Source organism: Streptomyces sp. NPDC029138 (genome assembly GCF_055564375.1).
In genome coordinates, this window is the sequence record NZ_JBVHWM010000003.1 from 243,536 (window position 1) to 262,564 (window position 19,029).

At 68.3% G+C, this 19,029-nt stretch carries 17 protein-coding genes and 1 pseudogene; 10 read left to right on the top strand and 8 right to left on the bottom strand.

Annotation, left to right across the window (positions count from 1 at the left end; all coding sequences use genetic code 11):
- Nucleotides 1-119 precede the first annotated feature (119 nt).
- On the bottom strand, nucleotides 120-1,241 hold the full coding sequence (locus ACZ4WH_RS05100) for an FAD-dependent oxidoreductase (RefSeq protein ID WP_468176717.1): 1,122 nt from the start codon (nucleotides 1,239-1,241) through the stop codon (nucleotides 120-122).
- A gap of 324 nt (nucleotides 1,242-1,565) precedes the next feature.
- Entirely contained in the window at nucleotides 1,566-2,213 is a 648-nt protein-coding gene (locus tag ACZ4WH_RS05105; protein WP_468176719.1) for a hypothetical protein, read from the bottom strand.
- A gap of 646 nt (nucleotides 2,214-2,859) precedes the next feature.
- Here ACZ4WH_RS05105 and ACZ4WH_RS05110 point away from each other — a divergent pair.
- Nucleotides 2,860-3,432 carry a TetR/AcrR family transcriptional regulator gene (locus ACZ4WH_RS05110; protein WP_468176721.1) on the top strand — a complete coding sequence of 191 codons (573 nt, stop codon included), beginning with the start codon at nucleotides 2,860-2,862 and terminating at the stop codon, nucleotides 3,430-3,432.
- 191 nt (nucleotides 3,433-3,623) lie between these two features.
- Nucleotides 3,624-4,526 (top strand): zinc-dependent alcohol dehydrogenase family protein, encoded by a 903-nt coding sequence (locus tag ACZ4WH_RS05115; protein ID WP_468176723.1) that lies wholly within the window; start codon nucleotides 3,624-3,626, stop codon nucleotides 4,524-4,526.
- A gap of 523 nt (nucleotides 4,527-5,049) precedes the next feature.
- Here ACZ4WH_RS05115 and ACZ4WH_RS05120 read toward each other — a convergent pair.
- Together ACZ4WH_RS05120 and ACZ4WH_RS05125 are read right to left on the bottom strand one after the other, a co-directional pair.
- Nucleotides 5,050-6,534: an MFS transporter gene (locus tag ACZ4WH_RS05120; RefSeq protein WP_468176725.1), complete on the bottom strand. Its 1,485-nt coding sequence runs from the start codon at nucleotides 6,532-6,534 to the stop codon at nucleotides 5,050-5,052.
- Between the two features lie 380 nt (nucleotides 6,535-6,914).
- Nucleotides 6,915-7,496 (bottom strand): TetR/AcrR family transcriptional regulator, encoded by a 582-nt coding sequence (locus tag ACZ4WH_RS05125; RefSeq protein WP_468176727.1) that lies wholly within the window; start codon nucleotides 7,494-7,496, stop codon nucleotides 6,915-6,917.
- Between the two features lie 489 nt (nucleotides 7,497-7,985).
- Between ACZ4WH_RS05125 and ACZ4WH_RS05130 the strand changes: the two genes are divergently transcribed.
- From ACZ4WH_RS05130 to ACZ4WH_RS05145, 4 genes are all read left to right on the top strand, one after another.
- Nucleotides 7,986-8,945 (top strand): NADP-dependent oxidoreductase, encoded by a 960-nt coding sequence (locus ACZ4WH_RS05130; RefSeq protein WP_468176729.1) that lies wholly within the window; start codon nucleotides 7,986-7,988, stop codon nucleotides 8,943-8,945.
- 395 nt (nucleotides 8,946-9,340) lie between these two features.
- Nucleotides 9,341-9,952, top strand: coding sequence for a nuclear transport factor 2 family protein (locus ACZ4WH_RS05135; protein WP_468176731.1), 612 nt, complete (start codon nucleotides 9,341-9,343; stop codon nucleotides 9,950-9,952).
- A gap of 52 nt (nucleotides 9,953-10,004) precedes the next feature.
- Nucleotides 10,005-11,105, top strand: coding sequence for a Gfo/Idh/MocA family protein (locus ACZ4WH_RS05140; protein ID WP_468176733.1), 1,101 nt, complete (start codon nucleotides 10,005-10,007; stop codon nucleotides 11,103-11,105).
- Nucleotides 11,106-11,340: 235 nt separating this feature from the next.
- The gene (locus tag ACZ4WH_RS05145) at nucleotides 11,341-12,558 is read left to right on the top strand and encodes an acyl-CoA dehydrogenase family protein (RefSeq protein WP_468176735.1); all 1,218 of its coding nucleotides are present in this window, start codon (nucleotides 11,341-11,343) and stop codon (nucleotides 12,556-12,558) included.
- Nucleotides 12,559-12,596: 38 nt separating this feature from the next.
- Here ACZ4WH_RS05145 and ACZ4WH_RS05150 read toward each other — a convergent pair.
- Nucleotides 12,597-13,109 (bottom strand): annotated as a pseudogene (locus tag ACZ4WH_RS05150) (transposase).
- Between the two features lie 51 nt (nucleotides 13,110-13,160).
- On the opposite strand from ACZ4WH_RS05150, the gene ACZ4WH_RS05155 reads away from it, so the two are divergent.
- From ACZ4WH_RS05155 to ACZ4WH_RS05165, 3 genes are all read left to right on the top strand, one after another.
- The gene (locus ACZ4WH_RS05155) at nucleotides 13,161-13,601 is read left to right on the top strand and encodes a nuclear transport factor 2 family protein (RefSeq protein ID WP_468176737.1); all 441 of its coding nucleotides are present in this window, start codon (nucleotides 13,161-13,163) and stop codon (nucleotides 13,599-13,601) included.
- A gap of 78 nt (nucleotides 13,602-13,679) precedes the next feature.
- Nucleotides 13,680-14,198, top strand: coding sequence for a cupin domain-containing protein (locus ACZ4WH_RS05160; protein ID WP_468176739.1), 519 nt, complete (start codon nucleotides 13,680-13,682; stop codon nucleotides 14,196-14,198).
- A gap of 176 nt (nucleotides 14,199-14,374) precedes the next feature.
- On the top strand, nucleotides 14,375-14,530 hold the full coding sequence (locus tag ACZ4WH_RS05165; RefSeq protein ID WP_468176741.1) for a hypothetical protein: 156 nt from the start codon (nucleotides 14,375-14,377) through the stop codon (nucleotides 14,528-14,530).
- 36 nt (nucleotides 14,531-14,566) lie between these two features.
- On the opposite strand, the gene ACZ4WH_RS05170 is transcribed toward ACZ4WH_RS05165, so the two are convergent.
- From ACZ4WH_RS05170 to ACZ4WH_RS05180, 3 genes are all read right to left on the bottom strand, one after another.
- Nucleotides 14,567-15,520 (bottom strand): alpha/beta hydrolase, encoded by a 954-nt coding sequence (locus ACZ4WH_RS05170; protein WP_468176743.1) that lies wholly within the window; start codon nucleotides 15,518-15,520, stop codon nucleotides 14,567-14,569.
- Between the two features lie 238 nt (nucleotides 15,521-15,758).
- The gene (locus ACZ4WH_RS05175) at nucleotides 15,759-16,658 is read right to left on the bottom strand and encodes an alpha/beta hydrolase (RefSeq protein ID WP_468176745.1); all 900 of its coding nucleotides are present in this window, start codon (nucleotides 16,656-16,658) and stop codon (nucleotides 15,759-15,761) included.
- A gap of 376 nt (nucleotides 16,659-17,034) precedes the next feature.
- Nucleotides 17,035-17,925 carry a helix-turn-helix transcriptional regulator gene (locus ACZ4WH_RS05180; RefSeq protein ID WP_468176747.1) on the bottom strand — a complete coding sequence of 297 codons (891 nt, stop codon included), beginning with the start codon at nucleotides 17,923-17,925 and terminating at the stop codon, nucleotides 17,035-17,037.
- Between the two features lie 131 nt (nucleotides 17,926-18,056).
- Between ACZ4WH_RS05180 and ACZ4WH_RS05185 the strand changes: the two genes are divergently transcribed.
- Nucleotides 18,057-18,980, top strand: coding sequence for an SDR family NAD(P)-dependent oxidoreductase (locus ACZ4WH_RS05185; protein ID WP_468176749.1), 924 nt, complete (start codon nucleotides 18,057-18,059; stop codon nucleotides 18,978-18,980).
- Nucleotides 18,981-19,029: the final 49 nt, after the last annotated feature.

Consider the following 19,029-nt stretch of genomic DNA (forward strand, 5'->3'; position numbering starts at 1 on the left):
TCTGGACTCGCACACCCTCGAATTCCCCCCGATCGGCTACGGTCACGCCCCCCTGATCACGTCAGAAAACGGTGGCCCGGAGGGCGGTAAGGAGGACATCAGTTTGCGGCTTGGGTGGCTCATTGGCCCTTCTCTACGAACATGTTGATCAGGCCATGGGCTGTGTTGTCGGCGGAGTCGATCCCGGGCATCTCGTCGGTGACGGTCTCGGCGCTGCGGGGGAACATGGCCTGCTCGTACTCGGTGAGCGCCGTCTCGATGTCGTCGGGGTGTGCGGCGAGGGCTTCACCGAGTTCGGCGCCGTCGAGCATGGCCAGGTTGGCGCCCTCGCCGTTGGGAGCGGAGAGGTGGGCGGCGTCGCCGAGCAGGGTCACCCCCGGCACCCGGTCCCACCGGTGCCCGCTCGGCAGAGCGTAGAGGGGGCGCAGGACCGGCGCGACGTCGCTGTCGGTGATCAGCGCGGTGAGCTCCGGCGCCCAGCCGGCGAACTCTGCCGCGATCCGCGCGGTGGCCGTGGCGGCATCGGCGAAATCGATGGCGGCGAACCAGTCCTGTGGCTCGGACAGCCCCACGTAGGCGTGCAGAGTGTCGTCCTTTTCCCGGTGAGCGAAGATCTCCCTGCCCGGCGAAGGAGCAATCAACATCCCGCCGCCGACCGCTTTCGCGGCGGCCGGGTGCCGTGTGCCGGCGTCGAACAGGTAGGTCTCGACGACCGATTTACCGATGTACTCGGGTGTGGCGGTGGACAGCAGCGGCCGGACCCGTGACCACGCGCCGTCCGCGCCGACCAGCAGGCTGGTGACGACGGTGCCGCCGTCGGCGAACGTCACCTCGTGGCGACCCTCGCCGAGGGCACGGGTGCCGCTGACCTTGTGCCCCCACCGCACGGTGCCTGCCGGGAGTGAGTCGAGCAGGACCTGCCGCAGGTCGCCGCGCTGGACCTCGGGGCGTCCGCCCGTGCCGTCGTCGGCTTGGTCGAGCAGGACAGTCCCGTCCCGGTCGAGGACCCGCAGCGCCTGGCGGCCCTCCAGAACGATGGCGCGGAACTCGTTCATCAGACCGGCCGCCTCGAGCGCGAGCTGCCCGTTGTAGTCGTGGATGTCGAGCAATCCGCCCTGCGCGCGCACCGAGGGAGAGGACTCCGCCTCGTAGACCGTGACCGGGATTCCGTGAACGTGCAGGACGCGGGCCAGCGTGAGTCCGCCGAGTCCGGCGCCGATGATCGTGACGGGGGTGTGCATGGTGGCTCCTTCGGGATCGAGCCGCCCGGTGAACTCCGGCCGGCCGTCTCTGGAAAGGTGCCAGCCCTCGCCGACGAGCCACCGACATCCGACCGACAGCCCCCGACAGTCCTCCGACATGGCCCCGACACCACAGATCAGCTGGTTGTCAGGTGGACACCCTCCCTGGTTGAGCCCGCAACCAAGTGGGCGCGATGAGCGGGGGTGGCCGTTTTCCAGGTTCTGGCCGCGGTTTCGTGAAGCCGAAGGTCAACGACGGGAAGGCAGGACAGGTCTGACAGCGGCGTTGGTGTTCGGGGCGTGCGATACCCCGAGGCCCGGCGGTCAGCTCAGGGGAATCACTGTGCGCGGGTCGTTCTTCCTCATCAGCGCGCCGTTCGGCGTCACCAGCAGTTGAACCTTGCCGGGCTTCAAGGATTCCCGGACGGCCGAGGGCTCTCCGAAGTAGCCGCGCAGGGTCCAGGTCACTCCGGGCGGAATGGTGACGGTGTCGGGGTCAAAGGCGAAGAGATCGTCCGTCTCGCCGCCGGTGGTCATGCGTTTCCACTGGGCCAAGCGGCTGCACAAGCCGTCGTCTGCCGTGTCACAGACATAGGCCGGATTGCCGTCCGGCCCCTCAGGCACGGCCGTCTGCGGCACGGACACGACGAGCCGGGACAACACCTCGGCCAGGGACCCGCCGCGGTCCTTCTGCAAGTTGGTGACATCGATCTCGACGTACAGGAAGGTCTGTCCCGGAGGTGCCGTCTTCCCGTCCGGCTCCGTGGGAGTGGTGTGCGCACCCGCGCCGGCCACACTGAAGCGGAACCCGTCCGGACTCGTCAGCGGAGTGACGGGGCGGTGGGCGGCTGACGAGCGGCTGCTGTGCTCAGCTCCGGAGGCGCCGGACCGATGGCCTGACTCCCTTGGGTCCGTGGACGACGACGCATCGCAGCCCGAAGCCAGCACGGTTGCCGCCAGCAACACGGACATGACTCCCCGACGGAACTTCATCCCGGGCCTCCCCCCTGATGGATCGTGCGTGGCACAGGCAGTCGCTCACTCGTCCCATGCTGTCAATCACTGGCCGTCCGCGTCCGGTGGTTGCCCACATTGACATCGGCCCGGCGCCGGGGCCGCGGGCTCTTCAACGACCGTGCCGCTTCAGAAGCGCGCGATGCCATACGTCTGGGGCGGATTGGGGCGGACCACCGATCCACTGCGCGCAGCCTGTGCGTAAGTCTGATGGGTGATCCTCGGGTCGCGATGCCCCAGCCACTCAGCCATGTCTGTCACCGGAACGCCTACAGACACAGGTCATCTCAGCCCGGCAATCACTCCCTCCGAAACGCAGCCCAACCTGCGTCCTTCAGATGTCCGCCCCGCCCGTGGCTCGCCACCGCGCCGCCGAGGGCACCCGGGGCCTTCAGGGCGGTACGTCGGCCGCCGTGCTAGGCCTTGCTGGGGTGCGCCCGCAGAGGTCAGGCCGGACACTGGCGATGTAACGCAATCGGCAGCCCTCTCCCTGCTCCGGCTGTTGCGGAGCCATGCGGTGTGAAGCCGCGACCGCGGCAGTGCTGGGATCGCGTAGGATTCCTTAATCGAACGTACTAGTCTGTCCGATTAAGGAGGTGCGGTCATGGCGACGCGGATCAGGAAGACGAAGTCCGAGGAGAGAATCCTCGCTGCGGCGGCTGAGCTGTTCTACTCGCACGGGCTGCGCGGTGTCGGCATCGATCAGGTCCTGGCGATGTCCGGCGTCGCAAAGTCGACACTGTATGTGCACTTTCGTACCAAGGAGGAGCTGATCGCGGCCTATCTGCGGAAGACAGACGACTCCTGGATGGCGCAGCTACAGACGGCCGCCGCGCGCGCGGGCGATGGCCCCAGAGAGCGTCTCGTCGGACTGTTCGACGCCCTGACAGACGCTTTCGACCGCCACGGCTTTTTCGGCTGCCCGTTCGTCAGCGCGGCGGTTGAGACGGACCTGGACTCGGAAGCCCGAGCCATCGCTGTACAGCACACACAGCGTCGTCAGACGTGGCTGACCGACCTGAGCGAGCAGGCAGGTGCCGAGAATCCCGGTGCACTTGCTCGACACATAGGACTCCTGATCGACGGCGCCCTGGCGTCTGGTCGCCTTCTGCAAGACCGGTCCGTCGTGGACGAGGCGAAGTCCGCAGCACGCCGCCTCGTCGCCGACCACACCTGACCGCAACACACGCTGGAGCACCCTGCCCCATACGCGCTGCTCCGGCCCATGAGGCGTCGCGCGACATCGGCGTCCGCACTCGATATCCGATACACAGAAGAGGCACAGTCATGCACGCGTTGGTTCTCGAAGAGTTCGACACACCACTGGTCCTTCGCGAGATCGAAACGCCCGCCCCAGGACCGGGCCAGGTGCTGGTCAAGGTCAAGGCCAGTGGCGTCAACCCGCTGGACGCCAAGATCCGGGCCGGCAAGGCACCCCACGCCAAACGCACGCCTCCGGCCGTCCTGGGTCTGGACATGGCAGGCGTCATCGAGGAGGTCGGCAGCGGCGTCGACGACTTCGCCCCCGGCGACGAAGTCTTCGGTATGACCGGAGGCGTCGGAGATGTGCAGGGCTCCCTCGCCGAGTACGCAGCGGTGGACGCCCGTCTCCTCGCCCGCAAGCCGGCCTCTCTCACTATGCGCGAGGCCGCAGCCCTGCCTTTGGTCTTCATCACGTCGTGGGAAGGACTGGTGGACCGGGCGCGGGTTCACGCGGGACAGAAGGTTCTCATTCATGGCGGAGCCGGCGGTATCGGCCATGTGGCCGTGCAGATCGCCCGAGCCCGCGGTGCGGAAGTTTTCGCGACCGCGTCCCCCGCACGGCTGGAGGCCGTCGAGCGCCTGGGAGCCACTCCCATTGACTACACGACCACTCCCGTGGACGAGTACGTGGCCAAGTACACCGGTGGAGAAGGGTTCGATGTCGTCTTCGACACCGTCGGCGGCGCCGTGCTCGACGCCTCCTTCACTGCGGCACGCATCTACACGGGCCACGTGGTCAGCGCTTTGGGCTGGGGAACCCATGCCCTCGCGCCCCTTTCGTTCCGCGGGGCGACCTACTCCGGCGTCTTCACCCTGCTGCCCCTGCTCACCGGACGCGGGCGGGAACACCACGGAGAGATCATGCGTGAGGCTGCCGCCCTCGCCGACGCGGGGGCACTCAAGCCGATGCTCGACCCAAGGACCTTCCAGCTCACCGACATCGCTGACGCTCACGCGGCCGTGGAAAGCGGCGCCACCCAGGGCAAGATCGTCATCGACATCGACTGACAGCGTGAATCCGTAGTGACCGGACGACGGTGGTAGTGGACGCTGCACACCAATTGGCCAGTGTTCACTGCGGCCGGCCGAGGTGCTGAGTTCGCTGCTCCAGACCGGCCGAGCGTTGCGCGTACCTCGACCGGGTCGGCATCGGCGTCGAACAGCCCGGTACGGGCTATGCGTGCATCCGTCGAAGCCCAGGCCGTCGAGGAGCGCGACCATGAGGGCGTCGTCCGGATCGTCCCCGAGATCGCGACCGCTTCGCGCCCGGTGGTGCTCGCTCGGCGCCCTGTATCAGGTCGCCGAGTACGGTGACCGCGTGCGCGGCTCACGCGTCACGGGTCCCGAGTCGCTGTGTACGTCGGCCGTGCATTGCCAGATAACTCGGCGCTCCCCGATGACGGGTAACCGGCGCCGAGATCGACGGGTAACCGGTCCCGAGATTGACGGGTAACCGGTCCCGAGATCGACGACCGACGGCCGTGCTGAACCTCAAGCCGACCGCCGCGTGCGACGGTCGGCCTTGTTCCGGTCACTCCGCAGGCTGGAGTTCCGAAGTCTCCGCGCGCTTGGCCGCAACGACCGGCTCGTGCTTCGGCTTGCCGGCGTTGACGGCAAGGAACGCGACCAGGGCCGCCGCGGCGAGGAATCCGGTAGCCCACCAGTAGGCAACGGAGTAGCCGTGCACCAGCGACGGGCCGGGGAGGGAGGCGGCGCCGTGATGGGAGGCGACGTATCCGGCGGTGGCGCTCGCGGCGATGGTGTTGAGCAGCGCGGTGCCGATGGAGCCGCCCATCTGCTGCGATGTGTTGGTCATGGCGGAGGCGACCCCCACGTCGCGGGGCTCGACACCGTGGGCGCCCAGGCTGAAGGCGGGCATGAACGCCGTGCCGATACCGGCGCCCACCACGATCTCGGCCACCGCCATGTATGCGAACGAGGAATTGACGTCAAGCAGGGCCAGCATCAGCACACCGACGCCGGACACCGCGTAACCGGCGCCCATCAGCAGGCCGGGACGGACCCGGTGTGCGAGGCGGGCGCCGATCTGTGTGGAGCCGATGGCCTGCGCGACGGCCATCGGGATGAAAGCCGCTCCGCTCTGCACCGGTGTGTATCCCTTCACCAACTGGAAGTAGTAGCTGAGGAAGAGGAACATGCCGAACATGGACATGACTGACAGCGACAGGGAGAGATAGGAGCCCGCACGATTCCGTTCGGTCAGAACGCGCAGCGGCAGCAGCGGTGACGCCACCTTGGCCTCGAGCAGGACGAAGGACGCCAGCAGGAGGGCGGACAGGACGAACATGCCGATGGTCAGGCCCGCACCCCAGCCGTCGCTCTCCGCCTTGGCGAAGCCGAACACCAGGGCGACGGCGCCGCCGCTGGCCAGGACGGCCCCCGGCACGTCCAGCCGACCGCGGTCCGCGTGCGCGCCGGGGTCACGCACCACGGTCAGAACACCGATGATGCCGATGGCCGCAATGGGGAGGTTGATGTAGAACCCCCAGCGCCAGTCGGCGTACTCGGTGAAAACCCCGCCGAGCAGCAGGCCCAGGGCGCCGCCCGCGGTGGCGATGGCGCCGTAGACACCAAAGGCCTTGGCGCGCTCCTTGGCGTCGGTGAACGCCAGGGAGATCAGCGCCAGGGCGGCAGGAGCGAGGAGCGCGCCGAACACGCCCTGGAAGGCACGGGCGGTCAGGAGCGTGGGCAGGTTCTGCGCCGCGCCGCCGATGCCCGAGGCCAGAGCGAAGCCGACCAACCCGATCACGAACACCCGCTTTCGCCCCCAGAGGTCGCCCAGGCGTCCGCCCAGAATGAGCAGACCTCCGAAGGCCAAGCCGTAGGCGGTGATGACCCACTGCCGGCCGCCGTCACTGAAGTGGAGGTCGTGCTGAGCGGACGGCAGGGCGATGTTCATGATCGCCCCATCCAGGAAGACCATCAACTGGGCGATGGCGATGAACAGCAGGGCCAACCAGCGCCGGGGGTCGGGATGGTGGACGTCTTGGGACATGACTTGCATTCCTTTGGGGGTGTCGGTCATCGGCCGGGTTCTTCGGCCGCGCTGCGTCAGCGGAAGGTCTGCGCCGTGCCGGTGGCGGAGGCGCGTTGGACGCATCGATCAGGCGGTACCTGGACAGGGCGTGGCGGACGTCGGGGCACCGGCGCCTCGGTCTCCGGCCAGGGAGAGATCGGTGACTTGGCCCCGACCCGACGAGAGGCCGAGGTCGTCCTCGGTGGCACCGACCTCTTCGCGGTCGGCGTCGTCGCGGAGGTACACCGCGCGGGTGGACTCCATTCATTTTCGAACGATCGTTAAATTTAAGAGGCAGAAAAACGCCACGGGTAGCCCTGTGGCGCCGCAACCGGTCGGGCGGGCGCGGCGCCGAGCAGTCACCGAAGGCAGTTCAAGGCGACCTCTGCGGCCCGCGTCAACGCGGTGCGATCCGCATTGATGGCACCCATGACCCGCAGCCCCTGGAAGGTCATGACGAGGAACGCCGCGAGATCCGCGGCGCTCCGGTCGGCCGTGATCTCGCCGCGCCCCTGCGCCTCGGCGATCACTTCGAAGAGTGTGAGTTCAAGCAGCTGCGTCGTCGCGCGCAGCCGTTCGGCCACCTGCGCATCGCTGTGCGCACGCTCCATGGCCGCCCCTACGATCAGGCACGACGCCTGACCGGGACCGCAGGTGATCTCGTCTATCACCGCTTCGAAAGCCGCACGGACCGTCTCTCGCGCGTCACCGCCGGCCCTGAGCATCTCGATGAACGGCAACGCGTAGCGCCGCCGGTACAAGTCCAGTGCGGCCAGGTAGAGACCCTCCTTGTTGCCGAAGGCCGAGTAGATCGAACCACTGCCGATCTCCATGACCTCGGCCAGGTCCCGCATGGACGTGCCACCGTATCCGGTGCGCCGGAACGCCTCCATCGCCGCGGCGACGGCGGCGTCGGTGTCGAACTCACGAGTGCGTGCCATACGGGCCACCATACCTTATAGCAAACGATCGCCAAATAATTCTGCGGGCTTCGCGCCGAGTGACTACTCAATGTAACTGGGCGGCTCCGGAACATGCGAGAACAGGGACGTCGACGCCGCCACCGCTCTGCGTTCCCGGGTGGTTGGCGCGACAGCGGCGCGGACGCTACGGTTCGGCGGCGTGTGCGCGCAGTGGCTCTGGACGACGTACGCTTCACCACCCGTACCTGACATCCTGGCGAGGTAGCAGCTACCACCGGCATCGTCCTTCGGGGAGTGGTCAACCCCTGGTGGATAGCGGCCGAGTGCCGCCGGCATCCCCGTCGGCGTCACGGGCCCTCAGCGAGCGCCGCCGGACACTACGCAGACCCCATCGAAAGCGCCTCGGCCGAAGGGGCTGCCCGATTTCCTCGGCTGATCCAGCCGGACACCCCGGCTGGCTGCCTCCCTGCTGCACATGTCCAACTTCGATCAGCATCAAGGGGAATTATGAAAACAGTGGGAGTATCCCAATTCGGAGGCCCAGATGCCCTGCGCGTCTTCGAGGTACCTGAGCCTCATGCCGGTCCCGGGCAGGTGCGCATCCGGGTGCATGCTGCCACCGTCAACCCTGGTGACCGCTACCTGCGTAACGGGGCACTGGGCCGCACATCCGCCACACCCCCGTACGTCCCCGGCATGGAAGCGGCCGGGGTGCTGGATGAGATCGGCAGCGGCACCGACACCGATCTACGCCTGGGGGACCGGGTGATGGCGATGGCCAACCCGACCACTCCCTTGGGTGGCGCCTACGCGGAATATGTCGTCCTGCCCGCGAACCAGGTCGCCCGCGCGCCGCGTGGGAGGACCCACGCCGAAGCGGCCACCTTGCCCATGAACGGGCTGACCGCGCGGCTCACTCTTGACCTGACCGGACTCGCACCGGGGCAGACGCTCGCGGTCACTGGCGCGGCGGGAGCCGTGGGCGGCTACGTGACCCAGTTGGCCAAAGCGGAAGGACTCACCGTCATCGCGGACGCCTCGCCGGCCGATGAGGGACTCGTGCACTCGTTCGGTGCCGACATCGTCGTACCTCGAGGGGCTCATGTTGCTCAGCACATCCTGCGAGCAGTGCCGCGTGGAGTCGCGGGGCTGATCGACGCGGCAGCCATCGGATCGGCGTCGGTGGCACCGGCCGTCCACGACGGCGGCGTCATCGTCACCGTCCTCGGCGAAGGACCCCGCGCCCTCAGCCCCGATGAGATGCGGCGTCGGTCTCTGCGTATGCGCATGGCCTTCGTCCCGGACTACCTGGGCGACCGCAGTCGGCTCGACCGTCTGCGTGAAGAGGCCGAAGCAGGAAAACTCGCCCTGCGCGTGGCTCGTACTTTCCCTGCCGAACAGGCGGCCGAGGCTCACCGCCTGATGGAGGCCGGTGGCGTCCGCGGCCGCCTCGTTCTGGAATTCTGATCCTCTCCACCTGCCTTTGGCGGCGGCCCTCCAGTCGTGAGCGACCCGCCGGACGCAGCGTCGAGCAGACAGGCTCGCCAGCTCCGTGACCGACGCCTCGGCCGCTGTCCTCAGCGGCTCGCGAGGCCACCATCCTCCGCGCCGCACCGCTGCCTCGTGCATCCGGTGTCGGACTCTACGCAGCCTTTCACGATACGAACGCGGAACGATCGATGTAGATAGACATTGATTTTTTTGACGTTTCGTTCCACATAAGGTTCACTGAGGCCACGGTGCCTGATCGCGACAGACCGGTGGCGTGCGCTCCCACGGTGAGCGCCAGGTCGGTGATCCAGAGGCCCGCGACCCAGTGACCGTCGCCCGCGCGTACTGAGGCGGCGTCGAAAGGACACAGCATGGACACGCAGGAATCCCGCACGCCCTCAGCATGGCGTTCACGTGTGGTCGGCGCAGCCGCGGTAGCCGCACTGCTGGTCGGCGGAGGCGCGGGCGCGGCTGCCTGGGCCTCCCAGCCCGCGTCCGCGGCACACCATCCGGCGCAGACCACTACGGCGCGCAACGCGGCGACGGTGCAGCGACTGGCTGACATCGAGGACATCCGCCAGGTGAAGGCGCGCTACTTCCGCTACCTCGACAGCAAGCAATGGTCCAAGCTGGCCGCTCTCTTCACCGCACACCCCACCATCGACGTGGGCGCCAAGTACAGCAGCGGAAGGGAGCTGGCCGAGAAGACGGCAGCGCTCCTGGGTGACGCCCCCACCGCCCACCAGGGTTTCCTGCCTGAGATCGAGGTGCGCGGAAACCGTGCCACGGCGATCTGGGCGATGGAGGACTACGTGAGTTTCCCGCCCGGATCCAGCTACAAGAACGGCTTCCACGGCTACGGTCAGTACCACGACACCTACCAGCGGATCAACGGCCACTGGTACATCTCCAGCACGGTGCTGTCCAGGTTCCGGGTGGACACCGTTCCGAACTGGACGCCCTCCACGGAACCCAAGAAGTAACCACAACCACTACCCCTCGGCCCAGCAGGGCCCCTCTCGCAGGAGTGACAATATGAGCACCATCGGTGTCGGAATCATCGGCGGCAGTCCGGGAGGCTGGGCCTCCATCAGCCACATCCCCGCTCTGAAGGCGGTGCCGGACTTCGAGTTGCGCGCCGTCAGCACCTCGCGCCGGGAATCCGCGGAGGCGGCCAGGAAGGAGTTCGGGGTCGAGGCCGCCTTCGACCACCACGCGGACCTCCTCGCCCACCCCGGGGTCGACGTCGTCGTGGTCGCGGTCAAGGTCCCCCACCACCGTGAACTGATCTCGGCCGCGATCGACGCCGGGAAGACCGTCTACGCCGAGTGGCCGCTGGCCCTGAACCTGGCCGAGGCCACCGAGCTGACCCGGCGTGCCGAGGCCGCCGGGGTGCGCACTGTCGTCGGTCTCCAGGGCCGCTACCACCCCGAGCTGCGCTACGCACGCCGGCTGATCGAGGACGGCCGGATCGGCCGGGTTCTCGGCACCACCCTGGTGGCCTCCGGAATGGTCTGGAACGGGCAGACCACCAAGGCGCACACCTACTGGTACGACGACACCCAGGGCGCCACCCCCCTGTCCGGCGCCGCCCTGCACGCCATCGACGCTCTCCACGTCACCCTCGGTGAGTTCGACCATCTGTCGGCCAATCTCGTGCGGGGCCGCACGGAGGTGACCGTGACCGACGACGGCGGCACCGTCCTCCCGGTGACCGCCCCCGACCAGATCTCCCTCATTGGCACCCTCGAAAGCGGCGCGGCCGCCTCGGTCTTCTACCGCGGCGGCGCCTCGCGCGGCGACAACTTTCGCTGGGAGATCAACGGCACCGAAGGCGACATCGTCCTGACCGCCCCCTGGGGCAACATCCAGGTCACCGACCTCACCCTCCAGGCCGGCTTCGGCGAGGAGACAACCGTCTCCGCCCTCGAAGTGCCCGCCGAGTACTCCGCCGACATCCCCACAGGCCTCACCGGACCGGCCAGGAACGTCGCCGCGCTCTACACCCACCTGGGACGGGACCTGCGCGAGGGAACCCGAACCGTTCCCGACTTCGCCTACGCCCACACCCGTCACCAGCTCCTGGACGCCATCGCGAACGCATCCCGGCAGAAGGCCGCGCAGACGCTCGGCTGACTTCGCGCGGTACCCCACATCACCCAGTGCTGCCCTGCGGGCTTCTGTCTGCTGAATATGTAACGAACGGCCGTTACTAAAAGGGGTGAGGGATGTCCCGCCGCATGCGGCCAGCCCTCAGGTCTGGGGTGCCGGCAGACCATGTGCCGGTGCCAGGACCGGCAGACCTACTGTCACCCGTCGACGGGCTCAGCTTCCAGCTGCACCTTCCATGACCACAACGGAGAAGACGAGCATGCATAGCCCCACGTCCACCAACGGTGTGCTTGGCGGGCCGTTCGAGGCCGGCCCCAGGGTCGATCCGGTCGCGGTAGCGGCCACTTTGCAGCCGCTGCTGCGGGAGCACGCCGCTCGCGGTGACAGCGACCGAGCTGTACCGGCCGAGGTCGTCCGGGCACTGTCCGACGCCGGCATCTTCCGGCTGCTGACACCGAAGCGGTTCGGCGGCCAGGAGGCGGACCTGCACACTCTGACCGGCGTCTCGGAGGTGCTCGGCGAAGCCGACGGCTCCGCGGCGTGGGTCGCAATGATCATCTCTGTGACGAACTGGCTGGCTTGCCTCTTTCCGGACCAGGCACAGGAGGAGGTGTTCGGTGCCGACCCCGATGCGCGGGTGACCGGTGTAGCGGCGCCGACGGGTATCGGGGAGCGGGTGCCGGGCGGCTGGCGGGTCAGCGGCCGCTGGTCGTACAACTCCGGGGCGCCGTACGCGACTTGGGCGGCAGTCGGCGCACTCCTGAAGGACGAGAACGGTGCGATCGGGGATCAGGCTCTGGTACTGATCCCCGCATCGGAACTGGCCATTGAGGACACCTGGCACACAGCCGGGATGCGGGGTACCGCCAGCAACACCCTTGTCGGGAAGTTCGTGTTCGTTCCCGAGCACCGAGTCCTGTCGGTCCCGGCAGCGTCGGAGGGGGTGTACCCGCGCACCGCCCGCGAGGAGGCACTGTACGGCGCGTCGTTCGGACCCATGCTGCTGCTGTGCCTGCTCGGTCCGCTGCTCGGACTGGGTAAGGCGGCTCTGGACGTGGTGGTGCATGCTGCCGCGTCCAAGCCGCTGTCGTTCACCGTTCACGGTCGGCAGGCGGACTCGGTGGGGATCCAGATGCAGGTGGCCGAGGCCGCGATGAAGATCGAGACTGCACGGTTGCACACTCACCGCGCGACCTCGCGGGTCGACCAGGCGGCCGCCACCGGTCCGCTGGACTACCAGACGCGCGCGCACCTCAGGGCCCAGGCGGGCTACGCGGCTCGCCAGATACTCGAGGCTATCGGCATCCTGCTGGACGCGCACGGCGCCTCCGCCTTCGCCGAGACAAGTACTTTGCAGCGCATTTGGAGGGACGCGAACACCGCGGCCCGACACGCCGGGCTGATCCCTGCCGTCGGCCTGGAGGCCTACGGCAAGACACTGCTCGGCGTGGAGGAGCGAGTGAGCCTCATGGTCTGACCCCCGCAGCCGGTAGGCGTCCAGGATCTGTCACTTGGTCAGCGCCGTGTCCAGATGAGGATGGCGGCGAGGGAGTGCGGCCTGGCAGGCGATGGCGAGTTCGTCGGTTCGTGCGGCCAGGCCGCGCCACTGTTTGAGGCGGGGTTGATGCACCACTCGACGGTGTTGCGCTGCTTGTAGGCCCCCCGCGTCGAAGCCGGGCGGGCGCCCGCCTTGGCGGCCCCGTCGCAGGCGGTGGCAGATCTGGTCGGACGGCTGCGGGATGACCGCGCGGATCCGTCGCCGACAGGAGCGTCATCTTGGTGCTCAGCCCGCCGCGGGAGCGTCCGAGCGCGTGGTCCGCCGGCTCGTTGTCTCCCGCCTGCCCGTCGACGGCCCACCTGATCAGACGTTGGTGAGCGCTCTGGAACGAGCCGAGCCCGTCGGGGAGGTCCCGCCAGGGCGAGCTGGTGCGGTAGTCCACGCGATGGCGTCGAGCGTGCGACGGCGGTCGGCCCACCGCCGTCCCCGGACCGGCCGGCCGGCATCAGCGGCTCGATCCGGTCCCACATCGCATCAGTGATCACTCATGCCAACACATCGGAACACCAACGGAGAGCGCCATGTCCGAATATCAGACGCTGTCAGACATCGAAGAGATCAAGAAGCTCAAGGCGCGCTACTGCCGTTTCGTCGACACGCGCAACTGGCAGGGACTGCGGAACCTGTTCACCGATGATGCCCGCTCCACCCTCGGCGGTGACGACCAGTCGGTCGAGGACTTCATCTCCCTCGCTCGGGAGTGGCTGGGCGATTCGACGAGCGTGCACAGCGTGACCATGCCGGAAATCGAGATCACCGGCCCGGGGACAGCCAGCGGTGTCTGGGGCATGGAGGACATCGTCACCTTCCCCAGTGGCCCCGGCGAGGCACCCAAGGGCATCCACGGCTGGGGGCACTACAAGGAGGAATACCGCAAGGTCAACAACCGCTGGCTCATCCACCGAATGGACCTGCGGCGCCTGCGGCTCGACCCCCTTGAGGGCGGATTCCCCGATGGCTGACAGCAGACCATCAACGCCCCCCCACGCCTACGTCACCACAGCAGCATCTCGCTACGACATCTAATCTAAGGAGAGCACATGAGTTTCCCCTTCCCCGTCCCCGACAAGAGCGACCCGCGGTGGACGCGTGAGGGCGGGGTCCACGTCCGCCATGGCGAGGGCACCTCTCGCTGGCTCGCCGGCGACACCTACACGATCAAGGTGACCGCCGATGACACCAACGGTGTTCTGGGCTTCGCCAAAGCCGTCGTCCCGCCGGGCGGTGGGCCGGTCGCGCACGCCCACGGCAACGAGGACGAGGCGTTCTACGTCTTGGACGGTGAGCTGGAATTCCTCCTCGGCGAAAGAATCTTCACGGTGAGCAGCGGAGACTTCGTCTTCGTCCCACGGGACACACGTCACCGATTCAAGAACGTGGGTGACAAGGACGCGACTTTCCTGTTCATGTACACCCCGGGCGGACATGAGCGCTTCTTCATCAGGCACGGGGACGCGCCCGTCGAAGGAGAGACGTCTCAGCCCTGGGGGCCCGAGCGGTACGCCGCCCTGGTCGACGGCCTGCTCGAGGAGAACGTGACGATCCTCCCCGAGGGGTGACCCGAGCCAGCGGAACGAAGAGGCCGCCTGGAGCCAAGGCAGCAAAGGCACACACTTCGCACCTCCGCACCGCCTAGGAGAGGGCCAGCGGGCGCAGTCGGTGGGACCGCATGCTGCCGTCGCGGATCCTGCTGGCCGGACAGCCCCGAAGACGCCGACGAGCCGACCGGCACTGGATGAGCAACCTGCCTGCCACCATCCCGATCGCCCACCGCACCAGGTGCGCGATCGGGGTGGTGGCACGGTACGCACGTCCGACGTCGCCCCTCACCGTCGCATCGCGGGCCTACATCCAGCACGTGATGTACCACATCGCTTCGAACTGCGGCTGATTCATTGATCGGGGCAAGTCAGCTGACTGCACCGCTTCAACCGCTGAAGGCCTTTCGCAGGGCGCGAATGGCCTGTTCCATGGCGGCGGTGGTGGCGTTGGTCGGTCGTACGGGGTTGAGCATCATGAAGTCGTGGATGATGCCGTTGTAGCGGACGCTCGTCGTGGGAACGCCGGCCTGGGTCAGCTTGCGTGCGTAGGCCTCGCCTTCGTCACGCAGCACGTCGTTCTCGTCGACGATCACGAGCGCCGGCGGGAGTCCGGCGAGTTCATCCAACGTGGCACGCAGCGGCGACGCCGTGATCTCGTTGCGCTGGTCGTCGTTGCCGGGGATGTAGGCATCCCAGAACCACTCCATGGCCTTCGCCGTGAGGAAGGGGCCGTCGGCGAACTCGCGGTAGCTGTCGGTGTCCTGTCCGGCGTCCGTGACCGGGTAGTACATCGACTGATGGACGAAGCTCACGTCACCCCGCTGCTTGGCCATGATCGCGACGGCGGCCGTCATGTTTCCTCCGACCGAGTCACCGGCGACCGCCATACGGCTCGCATCGAGACCTTCGCCCGCCCCGTTCCTGGTGACCCACTGCGCGGTCGCGTACGCCTGCTCGATCGCCACCGGGTAGTGGGCCTCCGGGGAACGGTCGTACTCGACGAAAGCCACCGCGGCCTTCGCACCATCGCACAGCTCGCGGATGAGCCTGTCGTGCGTACCCGAGTTACCCAGGATCCATCCGCCCCCGTGGATGTAGATGATCACCGGCAAAGGACCCTCGGCGTCCAGCGGCTTGATCAGGCGGACCCGGACATCGCCCACCTCTGCCGGCACCGTGATCCACTTGTCCTCCCCTACTTCCACCTTGTCGACCGGGGCGGCCTGGATGTCGTCGAGCACCTTGCGGGCGCCCTCCGGACCGAGTTCGTACAAGAAAGGCGGGTTCGCTGTCGCGTCCGCGATCTCCTGAGCCTGCGGCTCAAGGACGTGTTCTCCCACTGTCTGACCTCTTTCCGCGGCGGAGTTACGCGCTCACTCACAGCCGATTCTCCGGCCCGGCAACGGATATGGCATGTGGAAACCCCCTGGCTCCTGCCAGGCTGCGGGGCGGCGATGCGACGCCACGGCGGCGGCCGGGCGCGTACGCCGGCACGGTGGCAGCCTGGTACCAGGGCGCTGTCATTGGACCAGTCGGAGCGTGAGCGGGGGCATCACGTCACGGGCGCGTCGCGGGCTTCTACACCTCGGCCGAGGCGTGTGAGGGCCCAGCGTTCCTGCGCCGACGGATCGCCGTGACGAGACCAGCCCCCAGCGTTGTGGTGCCTGCGGCCAGGCCGACCATGATCCAGGTACGGCCGCCGGTGGCCGCGAGGCTTGAGGAGGTCACCGAGCGTAGGCCTGCCGCACGCTCTATGAGGCGGGTCACGGCCTCGGGGTGTGAAACCGGAGCAGCGTGTGACGACGGCACCTCAACCGAGACGGCATTGGCCCGTTTGGCCATCCAGCGCTGCGCTGCGGCCGGGATGTTCTTGTCGTCGCTCGCGATCAGGTCGAACGACGGGATGGTCTTCCAGGCCTCTCCGCTTGCCTTGTCCGTGAGGGCGGTGTCGGCCACCGGACGCTGGGTGGCGGCCATGACGGCGGCCCTCGACGCCGGGACGTCGGCGGCGAACTGCTTGTGGAACAGTTCCTGCTTGATGTAGAGATCCGTTCCGGTCCCGCCGCCGGGGAGCGGGAAGGGCACCTGCCTCAGGGTCTGGCCCAGGGTGCTGCCGGGGTACTTGGCGGCGAGTTCGCCGGCGCTCTCGCCCTTCGCGGGGAGGAAACCGGCCGCGAACACCAGAGCCTTCACATTGGGGCTGCCGAGAGCCGCTTCGTTGATGACCGAACCGCCGTAGGAGTGACCGACGAGGACAACCGGGCCCTTGATGCTGCGCAGCACGCTCGCGGTGTAGGCACCGTCGTAGCGCAGTCCCCTGAGCGGGTTGGCCGGAGCCATGACCGGATACCCGGCGGCGCGCAAGCGCTCGACCACCCCGGTCCAGGCGGACGCGTCGGCGAACGCGCCGTGCACGAGGACAACGGTGGGCTTGTCGCCGGTGGTGGGTGTCATGCCGTCGGCGAATGCCGGTGACACCGCCGCACCGCACGTCGCGACGCAGGATGCGAGCAAGCCCATGCCGCGTATGAAACCGCCGTGGGCCCTGGAATGGGAGGCGCTCATCTCCGTGCCTTTCGTTGCCGTCTTCGGCTTTCGATCGTCGGAGTGTCATGGCCTCGGGGCATGTCGGAACGGGCAGTCGAGTGACGGGCAGGCCGCCCTTTCCCATGCGTCGCTACGGGCAGTGACGAAGCGCTCGTGGTGCGGCTTCCGCCCCGCGGCACCGCGCGTATCAAGGCCGAGCGCGTAGTCAAGCCGGGCAGCGCCAGGGCGGCGCGTGCAGGTGTCCAGCTCTGTACGTGCCGTTACATCAGGCGCAGCGGTACGGCTGTGCCGTATGACCCTGGGCTGGTCACGGGGTGGTGCGTCGCGGGGCGGGTCGGTCTGCGGCGGCCGGTGCACCGGCGGCGTGCGCGGGGGCGTGCATGCTGGCGAGCAGGCGCAGGCGTTCCTCGGAGGCGCTGCCCGGCTCCGCGTGGTAGGTGATCAGCGTCTGCCCGCCGGTGCCCGGGACGAGCAGCTTCTCGTAGCGCAGTTCCAGGGGGCCGGCCTGGGGGTGCAGGAGCAGGCTGGTGCCGCTGGTCTTGTGCTTGACGTCCTGCCGGGCCCAGAGCCTGCGGAAGCGCTCGCTGCGCAGGGACAGCTCACCGAGGATCTCCACCAGGCGGGGGTCGTCGACGTCCGCGCCGACGACGGAACGCAGATACGGGACGATCCGGGCGGTCATGTCCTCCCAGTCCTGATGAAGCTCCCGCATCTCCGGTTCCAGGAAAGCGGCGAGGATGCCGTTGTGGCCCGGGGCGTTGAACGGCGACAGGGCGACGGCGAGGCTGTTGGCGGCGAGGACGTCCATGTACCTGCCGTGGATGTACGCCGGGGTGAGCGGCCAGGTGTCGATGAGGGCGCGGATGCCCTCGCCGGCCCTCTCGGGCTTGCGGGGCCGTTTGCGCCGCGGGCCGGCCGGTGCGGCGATCCGCAGCAGGTAGGCCGTGGCCTCCTCGTCCAGCCGCAGGGCGCGGGCGATGCTGCGCAGGACCTGCTCGGAGGGGTTCTTGTCGCGGCCCTGCTCCAAGCGGTTGTAGTAGTCGGAGCTGATGCCCGCGAGGAAGGCGACCTCCTCGCGGCGCAGCCCGGGGACGCGCCGGTTGCCTTGATCCACGACCCCGGCTTCGTCGGGCTGGACCAGTTCCCTGCGAGCACGCAGATAGCGGCCCAGTGTGTTGGCGCCTTCGATGGCTGGCATGCGTCCAGCGTACGGAGGCGTTCCGGGGCCTGGGTGGCCCTGCTGGTCCCAGTCTCAGCCCGTCCTGGCCCGCTCGGCGCCCTTCGGTGCAGCCTGGCGGCACAGTCCACGAACCAGGAGGAATGCGTCACATGTCCCAGCTCTTCACCACCCCGTTCGACCGAGACAGCACCGCTTCGGAGGTCATCGAGGGTGTCGACCTCTCCGGCAGGCGGGTGGTCGTCACGGGGGCCAACTCGGGCATCGGCGTCGAGACCGCCCGTGCTCTGGCGGCCGGCGGTGCCGAGGTCACGCTCGCCGTGCGCCGTCCCGAGGCCGGCGAGCAGGCCGCGGCGGACCTGCGCAAGGCCACCGGCAACGACGCGATCCGTGTGGCCCGCCTGGACGTGGCCGACCTGGAGTCCGTACGCGCGTTCACCGCCGCCTGGCAGGGCCCGCTCCATGTCCTGGTCAACAATGCCGGAATCATGATGCCCCCGGAGCTCGAGCGCGGCACCGGCGGCCACGAACAGCAGTTCGCCACCAATTACCTGGGGCACTTCGCCCTGACACTGGGGCTGCACCGTGCCCTCGCCGACGCGGGCGGTGCGCGCCTGGTGTCGGTGTCCTCCAGCGGCCATCTGTTCTCCCCCGTCGTCTTCGACGACATCGACTTCCGCTTCCGCCCGTACGACGCGCTCGCCGCCTACGGTCAGTCCAAGACCGCGGAGATCCTCCTGGCCGTCGAGGCGCAGCGCCGCTGGGCCGGTGAGGGCATCACGGCCAACGCCCTGCACCCCGGTGCGATCGCGACCAACCTACAGCGGCACACCGGCGGCCTGCGGACACCGGAGCCGTACCGCAAGACGATCGGGCAAGGCGCCGCGACCAGCGTGTTCCTCGCCGCGTCGCCGCTGGTCGAAGGCGTCGGCGGCCGCTACTTCGAGGATGTCAACGAGGCCCCCGTGGTCGAGGCCCGTCCCACCCGGCTCGGTGTTCCCGGCGTGGCCCGCTACGCCCTGGACCCGGCGAACGCCGAACGCCTCTGGGAACTGGCGAGCGACATCGTCCGCTGAGCGCGCGAAGTCCCCACCCCCGCGTTTCTCACCCGTACCGACGAAAGGA